Origin of the sequence: Acidipropionibacterium thoenii DSM 20276 (assembly GCF_000423445.1) — a bacterium.
Lineage (GTDB): Bacteria > Actinomycetota > Actinomycetes > Propionibacteriales > Propionibacteriaceae > Acidipropionibacterium > Acidipropionibacterium thoenii.
The window spans coordinates 26264-39749 of record NZ_AUHZ01000014.1 but is presented as its reverse complement, the minus strand read 5'-3'; the positions used below and the strand labels follow the sequence as shown (position 1 = coordinate 39749).

Sequence of the window (13486 nt, the reverse complement as noted above, 5' to 3'; positions counted from 1 at the left end):
GGGACGCTCAGGTCATCAGACCCTCGCGTAGAGCAGGTAGCAGGCTCCACCCATCCCACCGAGAACTGTGCCCAGAATGACTTGGGGCCAGGAGTGACGCCCCTCATCGACTCGAGCCCAGCCGGCGAGCGGCACGGCCAGCGCGCAGCAGACCCCGGCAGGCCACCACAGCAGCCACAGGACGACGGCTGCCCCGGCAAGGGTCGCCAGGTGAGAGCTCGCCTTGGTCACCAGATTGGCCAGTCCCACCAGTCCAAGACCCGTGAACATCGCAGCCGCGACCGCCACCAGCTCACTGGGAGCTCTGATGATCAGCAGGCCCGCCGCGCCCATCATCACCCACACCAGAATGAGGCCGTACAACCAATGGCGTTCGGCGCGACGGACCACCTGGGCATCGCTGACCGCACCGATCCTCAACAGCACCGCCAGAGTGAGGTACGGGCCTGCCACCAGGAAGACGAGCCCCATGGCAAGGCAGGTGAGCCGGACACGAGGATCCGCCGACGTGGTCAGGCAGGCGACGACCCACACCAGCGAGACGACGTACGGCGGGCTGAGGATCCGGGCCACCGCAGCCGCGACCCGGTGTGTGCCCCTGGATGCGAGCCGTGCCACGTCCACGTCCTCGTCGTCAGGAGGCGGGGGCGATGCCCGCGCATCGTCGATCTCCATGAGTCTCCGTGTCGGAACGATGTCAGTGCGGAACGATCGGTCCGCGCGACGCATTACCTCTCCAGTGTCGCAGCCGCGATTCCACGAGGACGCCGGCGCCCCCAGACGTGCACCCATCGGTGCCCCAGAATCCCGGCCGGCTGAGGTACTCGGCCTGGACGAGGGCTGGGACCGGCGAGCCACGTGGTGAACGACCTCCGCGGGTCAGAGCAGGGTGGCGGCGTGGTCGGGGACCCGCCGGGTCTGCGAGAGCGGTGGGCGCTCATCTGGCTCGGTATCACGCGAGACGACGTTCTGGCATACTCTCCGCCACTGGCAGACAAGTTCGCACTCGACGCCGACGCAGGGTCGGATGAAGTTGTGGCCCGCTTGGTGGAAGCAATACGGCCGAGCGTGGCGTGCGGCTCGGGTGGGCTGGACTTCAGCGCGAAGCTGCTTGGCCTCCCTGAGAGCGCTGACGAATTGGTATCGCGTGTAACAGCCACAGAATTCCTTCGCCACTTTTACGAGCACCGAGACCAGTGAAACGCAACGAAGAACTCTCGGCCACGTGAGCGTAGAGACAGCTCCGCAGAAACCACCCACCCGGGCGACGAGACGGTCGCAACAGAGTGGCTGACCAATCCGGTCATCCGAATTGAGCGCCCGTACCGAGTTGTCGGTAGACGTGACTGCGTACGCGTGCACGTTCACAGGTGAGTGTGTTTGCGTGACGCGGACTAGTCGAGGTCGACTTCTGGCAGCACCTCCACCGAGGAGACGCCGTCGATCTCGCTGAGACTCGATATGAGTGGGGCGGTGTCCTTGGCGCCCTCGAGCTCGAGTACCAGACGTGCCAGCTCATGTCCTGAGCGCCTGGGCTGGGAGCGTTGCACCGCCCATCCCGCCCTCGTGATGGTCGACAACAGCTCGCGGAGCAGGCCCTGACCGTCCAGGTAGCTGATGTCCAGGTACGAGGGATAGCGGCCCTTGTTGGGTAGGCGTTCCTGCAACCAGTTGAACCCGAAGGTGATGACGAAGTGCAGCGCGGTGACGACGATGGCCAGCAGCCACAGCCCGGCTCCGGCGGCGGTCCCGATCGCCGCGCACTCCCACACCGAGGCAGCGGTCGTCAGCCCTCGCACCCGGCTGTGCTGAGTGATGATGAGTCCAGCGCCCAGGAAGCCGACTCCCGAGACGATCTGGGCCGCCACCCGGGACGGATCGAGGGTGACATTGGGCCCGAGCACGTCGAAGAATCCGTACTTGCTCACCATCAGGAAGATCGCGGAGGCGACTCCGACGATCGCCTGGGTGCGCATGCCGGCGCCCTTGCCGCGGATATTGCGCTCGAGCCCGACGAGCGAGGTGAGCACGAAGGCGAGCAGCAGCTCACCGATCTGTAGTGGTCCTTGTCCCATCATTGTTGTTCCACCTCCGCCTTGAGGATGAGCACCTGATCCGGATTGAGCAAGGGGGAGTGGACGCCGACATCCTCGAGGACCGCTCCCGGCACCACGATCCCGCCGGGCTCCGAGGCCCATGGCGGCAGCACGAGGCCTGCCGGTCCGCCGCCCACCAGGACGGTTCGGAGCCGGTAGCTCCGATCCCGGTCCAGCCCCGGAATGGGCATCATCCCCCTCGGTGACAACGGCGAGCGGTGACGCGTGACGAGTTGATAGAGACCCTGTGACCGGTCCTGGGAGACGACGCCGTGCAACCAGATGGAACCATCGGCCACGTCCCGGCGGACGATATCTCCTGTGAAGAGTTGCTGGCGGTGCTGCTTGAAGAAGCTCACCCATTCAGCGAGCCGGGACATGTCCTCGTCGGTCGCTGAGAGGAGATCCCACTCGAAACCGAGATGTCCCCACAGCGCCGTGCCGGCGCGGAAGGACAGGTCGGAGACCCGGCCGGTCGTGTGCGAGCGCGGCGAGGCGATGTGGGAGCCGAGATACTCCAGTGCCGCCAGCTGTGAGGTCCAGCGGACAATGCTCTGGCGCTCGTGCGGGTCGATGCAGTCCGACGGCCAGACGCGCTGGACGTGGCACAGCATCTCCAGATCGATTCGTCCACCGCCTGAGGCGCAGGACTCGATCTCGAGTCCTGGGTGCCTGCTGCGCAGGGCGTCCATCAGTCGGTAGCAGGCCAGGGTCTGCTCGTGGACGGCGGCGGATCCGCCGGATGTGGCGTCGCCGGACTCGATGAGATCTCTGTTGTGGTCCCATTTCAGATAGTCGATCGCATACTCGTCGATGAGTGTGTCGAGGCGGTCGCGCAGATGATCCCATGCCTGCGGGATGGTGAGGTTCAGGACCTGCTGGTGGCGCCACTCGGTCGGCAGTTCGGAGCGTGCCCGCATGATCCAGTCGGGATGGGATCGGGCCAGGTCGGAGTCGATGCTGATCATCTCGGGTTCCACCCAGAGGCCGAACTGCATGCCGAGCGAGCGGACGCGATCGACCAGTGGGTGCAGGCCCTGGGGCCACACCTGCGGGTCGACGGTCCAGTCGCCCAGGCCGGCGCGGTCATTGCGACGACCCTTGAACCAGCCGTCGTCGAGCACGAAGCGCTCCACCCCGATCCGCGCCGCCCGTGCGGCGAGGTTCAGCAGCGTCTCGAGGTCGTGGTTGAAGTAGACCGCCTCCCAGACGTTGAGACTCACCGGCCGGTCGGCCCCGGGATGGCTGGGAAGGGTGCGCTCCCAGCGGTGCAGCTGGCGGGCCGCGGCGTCCAGTCCCTCTGCGTACTGCGCGTACACCCATGGGGAGGTGTAGGTCTGCCGGGCCGCGAGCCTCCCCTCGCCGGGGAGCAGCAGCTCGCCGCCGGCGATCACCTGGCGGCCCGTGCTGGTGCGCTCGAGCCAGGAGCGGGAGTTGCCCGAGTGGCCGACGTGCAAGCCCCAGAGGCGGCCGTGGGCGAAGTCGAAGCCCGGCTCGCCGCAGTACATCATCATGGCGGAGTCGAACCCAGGGCGTCCATGGCGGCTCTCACGCAGATGACAGCCGACCTCCACCTGACGACGCTGAGGTGCGCGTTCCAGTCCCCAGCGGCCACTGAAGTCGAGAATCTCTGAGGCGCTGAGCGGCAGCGGGAGCGCGAATGAGAGTTCGTCGAGGAAGTACGTCTGATCGGCGGTGTCACTCCGGGCTCCGGTGTTCAGCAGGGTGGCCCGCATCCGTAGCAGCCCCTGGGGGAGCAGCTCCATCGTGAGCGCGAGGTCAAGGCCTGCCTCGGCGTCCTGCAGGTGGTAGACGAGTCGCCCCGAACTGGCGCTGACGGCCTGCGATGCCTGGTGCTCCGCTGTGAGCAGGCGCGCACTCTCGGCATCGATCTCGAGGCCGGTGCAGCTGAGCCTGGGGGACCAGGCCGTGCCGTCGGCGCGGTGACCGACGAGGCCGGGGCGCCCCATCCATCCTCCTGATCCAAGAGGAATGACGCCGACTCGCGGCGGAGTGCTCAACTGGCCGCCCGAACTGGGCGCGCAGGACACCGCTGCGAGAGCGCTCAGGGCCGACAGGGGCAGTGCTCCGAGATCTGGTCCCCAGTGAAGGATCATGGGCTGCTGGCCGAGGGTGGTGTCGATGATGAGTGACGAGCCCCCTGCGCGCAGGTGGGCGATCTGGGTCTGACGGGGGTCCAGTTTCACGGCCTCGGTGCTCCTTGCCTCATGGGGTTGGCAGCTGTCCCAGCACGGTCGGGAATCGAGCGGGCAGCCACTACTCTACTCAAGTAGATTGGGAGACGTCGCCCTCAGATGACGTGGAGCGTGCACCCATCGCCCGTGGTGGCCTCCACAGGCCGGCCGACGCGGCTGCTCTCAGCTCCCACACCAGGGCGCTTCAGGGACCACCGACCCGCGTGACCAGCGCGTCAGGATGTGGCGACCTGAAGGTAGCCCGATGATCCCGACGCGACGGCGGCGCTCGAGACAGCACCGATACAATCCTCGGTGATCGCGGGGTGCGGCCCGAGGCGCTCGTCGCATGATTCCTCAGTGCGTCGAGTCCGGTTGCCGGAGTCCGTGTCCACAGCAAGGAGAGGTACGTGACCAGCGGGGAGAGCAGACCCACGACACGGGCGGATGTGGCCCGTCGGGCCGGGGTCTCGACCGCGGTCGTCAGCTATGTGGTCAACAACGGGCCGAGGCCGGTGGCCAGCCAGACTCGCAGACGAGTCCTGGAGGCCATCAGAGAGCTGGGATATCATCCCAATCCCTCGGCTCGCGCGCTCAAGACCGGTTCAACCGGGCTGATCGGGGTCGTCGTGCCCGAGATCCTCAATGCGTACTTCAGCGAGTTCGTCGACGCCATCGACGTGGCCGCCCGGCGCCGAGCGAGCTCGATTCTGCTGAGCATCACCCATGAGGACGCGGGCACCGAGAAGGAGGTGGTCGCAAGCCTGGTCAACCGCGGCGTTGACAGTCTCATCTTCAACTGCCGTCTGGTGAACACTGAGCTCTACCAGGCCGGAGACCCTCGCATCCCCAGGGTGCTGCTCGACCGCTCCACACCGGTCGGAGAGATTCCCGCCTTCGGCGCCGATCTCGCGATGGGGGCACGGCTGGCCACCGAGCATCTGGTCGGTCACGGTCACATCAGGATCGGCTACGTCGGAGGGCCGCTGCCCGACGATCGCGCGGACTTCCGCCGGGACGCCTGGCAGGCGGTCCTGGAGGAGCGGCAGCTGCCGCTGCTGTCGCCGGCGATCACGGCCTGGGATCGCGGCGGCGGCCACCAGGGGGCTCAGGACCTTCTCGACCGGCCCGAGCCGCCGACCGCGATCTTCGCGGCCTCGGACCAGATCGCGATAGGGGTGATGCATGCTCTGCATCAGCGCCGCCTGCGGATCCCCGACGACGTCGCGGTCGTGAGCCTGGACGGTACTGCTGAGACGGCCTACAGCTGGCCACCGCTGACCACCGTCCGACAGCCCTTCGAGGCGATGGCCGAGGCGGCGATAGCGGCGCTGACCGGGCCGCCGGAGCCAGGCACGCGGACGCTGTTTCCGATGACCCTCCAGGTGAGGGCGTCGTGCGGTTGCCATCAGGACCAGGAGAGCCTGGAGTAGCCGTCGTTGCTGCTGCTCAGAACCCGATCATCTGGTCGGCGATGTCGGTGATGACGCCACATCCCCAGTTGCGGTACTTGTTCGCGGTGCCCAGGTCATTGATGGTCCAGACATTGACCCTGAGCCCGGCCGCCAGGTACTCGTCCACCGCCTCGTGGGTGGCCAGCGTGGTACTGGGATGGATCAGGGTGGCCCCGCACAACTCGATGGTCGCCCGCCAGTTCGCACGCAGGTCCCGGCTGTCGGCCAGCAGGGCGAGGGCGAACCGGTCTGTGCGCCGGGACATCTCGGCCAGCTGCAGGGGGGCGAAGGAGGAGACGATCACCTCGATGCTGGGATCCAGACGATTCAGTTCGGTGATGGCCGCCTCGACCAGTGCGATCGCCTGCCGGCCGCCCTGCTGGTTGCCCTTGAGCTCCAGGTTGAGATTCATCGGATGGCCGTTGAGGAAGTCGATCAGCTGATGCAGGGTCGGTACCGGTTCCCCGGCGAACTCGGTGGAGAACCAGGAGCCGGCGTCCAGCGTCCCGAGGTCGGACGAGGTGAGGTCGTAGATCGAGCCGGGGCGGTCGGTGGTCCGGTCGGTGGCGGCGTCATGCATGACGATCGGGGTGCCGTCGGCGATGACGTCGGTGTCGGTCTCGATCCACCGGACACCGGCGGAGTAGGCCTTCTCGAAGGCGGCGATGGTGTTCTCGGGGGCTTGGCGGTTGAGACCGCGGTGGGCGTGGACGTCTGTCATGGTTGATCGCTTTGCGGTTGAGGATGTGCTGATGCGCCGAAAGGTCTCCTCGGCGCCCTGAGAGTGTGGGGCACCGAGGAGACCGCGTGGCATCTATGGGTCGATGCCGGTGACCGGTGGGTTACTTCTTGACATTCTGCTCGTAGTCGCCCTTGATGGTGGTCTGGGCCGCCGTCATGGTCTGCTTGACGTCCGCCTTGTCGACCAGGATCTTCATCAGGCTGGAGTCGAGGGTGCTGGCGCCGCCGGGCACCAGCACTCGCGCGTAGCTCTGCGGCCTGAGGCGCTTCAGGGAGTCGAGGACGGCCTGGAAGTCGGGATTGGCGGCAGTGAGCGAGGCGGTGTCGGCGTCGGTGCGCACCGGGACGTAGCCGGTGATCTGGGAGAAGTCGACGGTGTTGGCCGAGCTCGTCAGGTAGTCGGCGAACATGGCCGCGGCGAGCTTCTTCGCGGGGGTGGTCTTGGCGTTGATGGCCAGACCTGCGCCGCCGGAGGGCACGATCTTCGTGTCACCGGTGAGCCCGGTGGGCAGCACGCCGACGCCGACATTGAACTTCGCGGCGCCCTTGATCCCCGAGATACCACCGGAGGAGTTGATCATCTGCGCTATCGCGCCGGAGCCGAAGACCGTTGACGGGTCGCCGTTGAGCACCTGGGCCCATCCCTGCTTGACGGAGTCCTGGGCGAAGGTCAGGGAGGAGATGGTCTTGTCGCTGGTCATCGGCGAGAAGTCCCACTTGTTGCTCCAATCGCCGCCATTGGCCCACAGCAGACTGGTGACTCCCCAGGAGACGTATGAGGTGTCGCTGGCCCAGGTGAAGGGAATCTGCTTGGGATTGGCCGCCTTCAGCTTCTTGGAGTACTGCTCCACCTGGTCCCAGGTGGCCGGCGCCTTGTCGGGCAACCCGGCCTTCTTGAACGCGTCCTTGTCGTAGATGTAGACCAGCAGGGAGCGGGCGTAGGGCACGGCGTAGTGGGCGCCCTCGTAGCTGTAGTCGTCGTAGAGCGACTTGTAGTAGCTGCTGGTGTCCAGCTTGGCGGCCTTGAAGACCTCGTCGACCGGCGCGATGGAGCCGTTGAGATGGGCGCCGAACCAGGTGGCGTCCGAGACGACGACCAGGTCGCCGGCACCGCCGCCGACCTGAGCGGTCTGGAACTTCTGAGCCACCTCGTCGTAGTTGGATCCGGCGGAGACGATATTGACCTTGATGCCGGTCTTCTTCTGGAACTTCTTGGCCATCTCGGTCTCGAAGGCGATCGAGTTACCAGGGTGGTTGCCCCAGAACGAGATCTCCTTCGCGGGCTGGACGCCGGAGAAGTCGGTGGTGGAGCTGGGTGATGAGCCGGCCGATCCCGAGGTGTCGGGGCCGCAACCGGTCATGGCGAGGGCGACGGTGGCAGCGATGCCGACCGTGAGCGCCTTTCCGAATCTGTTCACAGGGTTCCTTTCAGATGATGCATTGCGGGATGGATCACGAACGTGGGGCGCGTGCCGGCGCGTGCCGCTACTCCTTCACAGCGCCCTGGGTGAGGCCGGCGACGATGTACTTCTGCAGAGCGGCGAAGATGATGAGGATGGGGACGATGATCAGGGTGGCGCCGGCCATCAGCGTCCCGTAGACCCCGGTGCTGGACTCGGCGGACTTCAGCAGGTTCAGACCCACCGGAAGGGTCATGTGCGACGGGGTGTCGGTGATGATGAGGGGCCACAGGTAGGAGTTCCACTCGGTGACGATGGTGATGAGTCCGACGGTGGCGATGGTGGGGATCGAGACCGGCACGACGATGCGCCACAACTTGCGCCAGTGGCCGGCACCGTCGATCTCGGCGGCCTCCAGCAGGCTGCGCGGGAGCGTCAGGAACTGTTGCCGCATGAGGAATGTGCCGAATGCCGATCCGAGGCCGGGGAGGATGATTCCCCACAGGGTGTTGCGCCCGCCCATCGTGGCGATGGTGATGTAGTTCGGGATGATCGCCGCCTCTCCCGGGAACATCAGGGCGGCGAGGACGAAGGCGAAGACGAACTTCGACCAGATGGTGTCGATGAAGACGACCGCATAGGCGGTGGTGATGGCCAGCAGCAGCTTCACGCCGCCGCCAACGATGGTGACGACCGCACTGTTGGCGAACAGTCTTCCGATCGGAAGGGCACCGGCCACGTCTGCGTAGTTGCGCAGTGTGGGGCGGTGGGGCAGGAAGCTGGGATTGGCGGTGACGATCTCCGAGCTGGCCTTGAAGGATGAGGAGAGCATCCACAGCAGTGGGAAGGCGATCACGATGAGGGCCAGGATCATCGGCAGGTAGCCGGTGAGGGTGGCGGAGAGTGCGCGTCTGCTGTCTGTCCGGCGGCCGGAGGACCGGTGCCTGGAGGGCGTCGGCAGCGACCCGGTGGTTGTGCTCATGCGTAGTGCACCTTCCGGTCGACGAATCTGAACTGGATCACTGTGATCAGCGCCAAGGTGAGGAAGAGCACCACCGAGATGGCTGAGGCGTAGCCGGCGCGCTGGTAGATGCCGAAGGACTGCCGGTAGATCTCGAAGACGAAGGTGTTGACGCCCTCACCGGTGGGTTTGAGGATCTGCAGGATGTCGAAGGCCTGCATGGCATTGAGGGTCATCGAGACCATCAGGAAGAAGGTGGTCGGGCTCAGCAGGGGCAGGGTGACGCGGAAGAAGGTCTGCGCCTTGGAGGCGCCGTCCATCCTGGCCGCCTCCAAGAGGTCCTGGGGGATGGACTGGAGCCCTGCGAAGAACAGCACCGTGCAGTAGCCCAGGTACTTCCAGACGTAGACGATGATCGCTGCGGTGAGGGTGGTGTTGTCGTGGAGGAACCACTGGGGTGAGGACTTGCCGAACCACTCGAAGACGTAGCGCAGGATGCCCATCTGCGGGTCGAACATGAACGACCACACCAGAGCCACGCCGACCCCCGAGAGCACGTAGGGGGAGAACAGAGCGGTGCGGGTGAAGGTGGTGCCAGGGAGCTTCTGGTTGACCACGACGGCCATGATGAGTCCGAGGATCATCGAGCCGAGCACCGTGCACACCGTGAAGATGAGGGTGACCTTCCACACCGACAGGCCGGTGGGCGAGGTGAAGAACTCCTTGTAGTTGTCCAGACCGATGACCTTGGCCGTGTCGGCACCGATGCGCCAGTTGAGCCTGGAGTAGTTGAGATTCATGAACAGCGGGTAGTAGACGAATGCCGTGATGAGGGCGACATTCGGTCCGGCGAACAGGACGAAGTAGAGGTAGTCGCTGGGTCTGCGGCGTCTGCGGCGCAGCTGCCTTGCCGACCGCCTCGACCGCGGACCCATCGAGGGATCCGCCTGTTCCTGCGCCGATGAGATCTGAGCCACGTGCGTTGTGCCCCTCCCCGTGGCTCCAGCGCCACGCGTCGCATACTGCACGCAGTCCGAGGGGACCACGCGGCCCCGACTCTACTGCTGTAGATTCTGGGCTGTCAACGACTTTCTGCTGTGGACTCCGGTCCATTTCGCCGGCCCTCATCAGAGCCGGCGGCCACCAACTGGAGGAGCTCCGCAGGTCAGAGCAGGGTGGCGGCGAAGTCGGGGACTCGCCGGGTCTGCGAGAGCGGTGGGCGCTCGTACCCCTTGGAGGGCGGACGACTCGGGATCTCGATCGGCGCTCTCTCGATGTCGGTGTAGGGCACCTGGCTCAGCAGGTGGTGGATCATGTTGAGCCGGCCGCGGCGCTTGTCCTCGTTGTCGACGTCGAACCAGCGGGCCTCGGGAATGTCGGTGTGGATCAGCATGGCGTCCTTGGCCCGGGAGTAGTCCTCCCATTTGGTGATGGAGACCATGTCGTTGGGGCTGAGCTTCCAGCGGCGCATCGGGTCGTCGGCCCGTGACCTGAACCTGTTCTCCTGCTCCACATCGGAGACGCTGAACCAGTACTTCAGCAGGATGATGCCGTCCTCGACGAGCATCCGTTCGAAGATCGGCGCCTGGCGGAGGAAGCGTTGGTACTCGTCGGTGGTGCAGTAGCCCATCACCTTCTCCACCCCGGCGCGGTTGTACCAAGAACGGTCCATCAGGACGATCTCCCCGGCGGCCGGCAGGTGCGCCACGTAGCGCTGGAAGTACCACTGCGTCTTCTCGCGCTCGGTCGGGGTGGGAAGGGCGACGATGCGTGTCACACGGGGGTTGAGGTACTCGCTGACCCGCTTGATGGTCGAGCCCTTGCCCGCGGCGTCCCGTCCCTCGAAGATGACGACGATGCGGGCTCCGGACTCCTGGACCCAGGCCTGCATGTCGACGAGCTTCGCCTGCAGCTTCTTGAGTTCACGCTCGTAGATCTTCTTCGGGATGCGCTCCGCTTTCACCATGAGGGCAGCCTAGGCGGGAGAGGTCCTCACGGGGCCGGTTCCGCCGGCGTCTCGACTATGCTCGCCGACGTCTGGCGGCGCAGTTGACCGCGGTTGTGGCGGGGTGCCGCAGTCCGGGTCGGGCGCCATGACCGGTCGGGTCGAGGACGAGACGTGAGGCGACAGGCGTGAGGATGACGGTATGAAGCTGGCTCTGCTCGGTGGCGGCGGGTTTCGTGTGCCGCTGGTCTTCAATGCCCTGCTGTCCCAGCACGGTGATCTCATCGATGATCTGTGGCTCCACGACACCGAGGCCGATCGACTCCAGGTCATCAGGAACGTCCTGACCCAGGCCCAGGGGGATCGCCCCGGGCCCACCCTGCACACCACGACCGATCTCGCCGAGGCGGTGCGGGGGGCCGACTTCGTCTTCTCGGCGATCCGGGTCGGGGGACTGGCGGGCCGGGTCCACGATGAGCGCGCCGCGCTGGATCTGGGAGTGCTGGGCCAGGAGACCACCGGCGCGGCCGGGATCGCCTTCGCGCTGCGGACCGGCCCGGTGGCTCTGGAGATCGCCCGGACCGTCGCCGCCGAGGCGCCGAAGGCCTTCGTCATCAACTTCACCAATCCGGCCGGGATCATGACCGAGCTCATGCAGACCGTGCTGGGCCAGCGGGTGATCGGGATCTGCGACACCCCCTCGGGACTGGGCAACCGGGTCGGGGCGCTGTACGGGGCCAGCGAATTCGAACTGTCCCTGGACTACGTCGGGCTCAACCACCTGGGCTGGCTGCGGCACGCCTGGTACCACGGGCGCGATCTGGTCGCCGAGGTGCTCGCCGAACCCGAGAAGCTGGCGCGCCTGGAGGAGGCCGACGTCTTCCCCATCGAGTGGATGCAGCGGCTCGGAGCACTGCCCAACGAGTACCTCTACTACTGGTACTGCAATCGCGAGGCGGTGGCGTCCATCCTGTCGGCCGACGCCACCCGCGGGGAGTTCCTGCAAGCTCAGCAGAGCCGGTTCTATCGCGCCGCCACCGCCGAGCCGGCGCGGGCGCTGGAGCTGTGGACGGCGACCCACGACGAGCGGGAGGCGACCTATATGGCCGAGGCCCGTGACGAGGGTGAGGAGCGCCCCGACCTGACGGGCGGCGGGTACGAGCGGGTGGCGCTGGCCCTGATGCGCGCCATTGCGCTGGGTGAGCGGGCTGAGATGGTCGTCAATGTGCGCAACGGCCACACCCTGGCCGCACTGCCGTCCGATGCGGTGATCGAGGTTCCCTGCCTGGTGGACGCCGCAGGGGCCCATCCGCTGTCGACCGAGCCGCCCGGTGGGGCCGAGCTGGGGTTGATGATGCAGATGAAGGCCGTTGAGCAGCTGGCGATCCGCGCCGTCCTGGAGCAGGATCGCGGGCTGGCCTTCGAGGCGCTGGCCAAGCACCCTCTGGTGGGGTCGGTGGAGATCGCCGAGAAGCTGACCGAGGCCTTCTGGCCGCAGGAGTGATCGCCGACGACGCTGGGATGATGACCGGTGGGCTGCGGCCCCGGACAGCGGTGCTGTAGGACTGGCCCTGCAGGACTGCCCGGCAGTCGGTGGACCACCACGGCCGACCCCAGGTCAGCGCCCGCTCTTGCACCTCGACGAAGGAGATCTCGTGGAACTTCAAGCCATCCCTGCTGGCACGCCGAAGACGGCCTACTCGCTGGCCGTGCACGGCGGCGCCGGATCGCGCAGTCATGCGCTGACCGATGCGGAGGCCGCCGAGTACCACGCCGGACTGCGCCGGGCCCTGGTGGCAGGACAGCGGGTTCTCTCAGCCGGTGGTCCGGCCCTCGAGGCGGTGACCAGCGCGGTGATCGAGCTCGAGAACGACCCGCTGTTCAACGCCGGCCGTGGTGCGGCGCTCACCTCCTCGGGAAGCGCCGAGCTCGACTTCTCGGTGATGGCCGGTGACGGCCGCGCCGGAGCGGTGGCGGCGTCCCGGTTCGCACGAAATCCGGTCCTGGCGGCTCGCGCGGTGATGGAGCAGACCCGGCACGCCCTCATCGTCTCGCCGTCCTCCGACCGGATCGCCGAGTGGGGACTGGAGACGGTCGAGCCCGACTACTTCGTGACACCGGCCCGGCTGGAGCAGCTTCACCGGCTGCAGGACGCGGCCACCTCCGGGCCCCGGCACGGGACCGTTGGCGCGGTCGCCAGGGATGTGACCGGTCATCTCGCCGCGGCCACCTCCACCGGCGGGATCGCCAACCAGGCGGTCGGCCGGGTGGGGGACACCCCGGTGATCGGGGCGGGGACCTTTGCCCGCGACGGCGTCGTGGCGGTCTCGTGCACCGGGCAGGGGGAGGCCTTCATGCGCGGCGTGGTGGCACACGACATCGCTGCGCGGATCCGCTACCAGGGAGTCGGCGTCGAGGAGGCGGTGCGCCGCACCTTCGCCGAGGAGCTCAGCGGCGCGCAGGCCACCGGCGGCGTCATCGCCGTGGACGCGACCGGGCGCACCCTGCTCGGTTTCAACAGCACCGACATGTTCCGCGGTTACCTCGAGGACGGAAGCGCCGTCACCCTGGTGTGATCGGCGCCAGTAAGTCTGGAGGCGCTGAGGTTGTGGCGGATCCTGGCGTAGTCGAACCAGGATCTGCCACAACCGCGGGCCGCGGAGTGGCGGCCATGGGCCCTGATCCCATCGGGCA

The 13486-nt window shown here is 66.9% G+C and carries 11 protein-coding genes; 3 read left to right on the top strand and 8 right to left on the bottom strand.

Features of this window, described 5'->3' with window-relative positions; all coding sequences use genetic code 11:
- Positions 1–15: 15 nt before the first annotated feature.
- From G554_RS0106200 to G554_RS0106185, 3 genes are all read right to left on the bottom strand, one after another.
- Positions 16–618, bottom strand: coding sequence for a hypothetical protein (locus tag G554_RS0106200; protein ID WP_154654199.1), 603 nt, complete (start codon positions 616–618; stop codon positions 16–18).
- Between the two features lie 776 nt (positions 619–1394).
- The gene (locus G554_RS0106190; RefSeq protein WP_027587232.1) at positions 1395–2078 is read right to left on the bottom strand and encodes an MgtC/SapB family protein; all 684 of its coding nucleotides are present in this window, start codon (positions 2076–2078) and stop codon (positions 1395–1397) included.
- A complete protein-coding gene (locus tag G554_RS0106185) occupies positions 2075–4303 on the bottom strand; it encodes an alpha-galactosidase (protein ID WP_027587231.1) in 2229 nt (742 codons plus the stop codon). Before G554_RS0106185 ends, G554_RS0106190 begins: the two co-directional genes overlap by 4 nt.
- 398 nt (positions 4304–4701) lie before the next feature.
- On the opposite strand from G554_RS0106185, the gene G554_RS0106180 reads away from it, so the two are divergent.
- Positions 4702–5724 (top strand): LacI family DNA-binding transcriptional regulator, encoded by a 1023-nt coding sequence (locus G554_RS0106180; RefSeq protein WP_027587230.1) that lies wholly within the window; start codon positions 4702–4704, stop codon positions 5722–5724.
- A gap of 16 nt (positions 5725–5740) precedes the next feature.
- Here G554_RS0106180 and G554_RS0106175 read toward each other — a convergent pair whose 3' ends face one another.
- From G554_RS0106175 to ppk2, 5 genes are all read right to left on the bottom strand, one after another.
- Positions 5741–6466, bottom strand: coding sequence for a glycerophosphodiester phosphodiesterase family protein (locus tag G554_RS0106175; RefSeq protein WP_036924866.1), 726 nt, complete (start codon positions 6464–6466; stop codon positions 5741–5743).
- A 121-nt stretch (positions 6467–6587) separates the two neighbouring features.
- On the bottom strand, positions 6588–7904 hold the full coding sequence (locus G554_RS0106170; protein WP_027587228.1) for an ABC transporter substrate-binding protein: 1317 nt from the start codon (positions 7902–7904) through the stop codon (positions 6588–6590).
- Positions 7905–7971: 67 nt separating this feature from the next.
- Positions 7972–8868, bottom strand: coding sequence for a carbohydrate ABC transporter permease (locus G554_RS0106165; protein WP_027587227.1), 897 nt, complete (start codon positions 8866–8868; stop codon positions 7972–7974).
- Positions 8865–9824 (bottom strand): carbohydrate ABC transporter permease, encoded by a 960-nt coding sequence (locus G554_RS0106160; protein ID WP_245569971.1) that lies wholly within the window; start codon positions 9822–9824, stop codon positions 8865–8867. Before G554_RS0106160 ends, G554_RS0106165 begins: the two co-directional genes overlap by 4 nt.
- Positions 9825–10012: 188 nt before the next feature.
- Positions 10013–10813 (bottom strand): polyphosphate kinase 2, encoded by an 801-nt coding sequence (gene ppk2, locus G554_RS0106155; protein ID WP_027587225.1) that lies wholly within the window; start codon positions 10811–10813, stop codon positions 10013–10015.
- Between the two features lie 181 nt (positions 10814–10994).
- Here ppk2 and G554_RS0106150 point away from each other — a divergent pair, with 181 nt between their 5' ends.
- Complete coding sequence (locus G554_RS0106150) at positions 10995–12296, top strand: family 4 glycosyl hydrolase (protein ID WP_027587224.1); 1302 nt, start codon at positions 10995–10997, stop codon at positions 12294–12296.
- A gap of 151 nt (positions 12297–12447) precedes the next feature.
- Entirely contained in the window at positions 12448–13368 is a 921-nt protein-coding gene (locus G554_RS15025) for an isoaspartyl peptidase/L-asparaginase family protein (RefSeq protein WP_051232563.1), read from the top strand.
- The last annotated feature ends 118 nt before the right edge of the window (positions 13369–13486 follow it).

Coding starts and splice junctions, on each gene's coding strand:
- G554_RS0106150 (WP_027587224.1), top strand. CDS start 10,995: ATGAAGCTGGCTCTGCTCGGTGGCGGCGGGTTTCGTGTGCCGCTGGTC.
- ppk2 (WP_027587225.1), bottom strand. CDS start 10,813: ATGGTGAAAGCGGAGCGCATCCCGAAGAAGATCTACGAGCGTGAACTC.
- G554_RS0106190 (WP_027587232.1), bottom strand. CDS start 2,078: ATGATGGGACAAGGACCACTACAGATCGGTGAGCTGCTGCTCGCCTTC.
- G554_RS0106175 (WP_036924866.1), bottom strand. CDS start 6,466: ATGACAGACGTCCACGCCCACCGCGGTCTCAACCGCCAAGCCCCCGAG.
- G554_RS0106165 (WP_027587227.1), bottom strand. CDS start 8,868: ATGAGCACAACCACCGGGTCGCTGCCGACGCCCTCCAGGCACCGGTCC.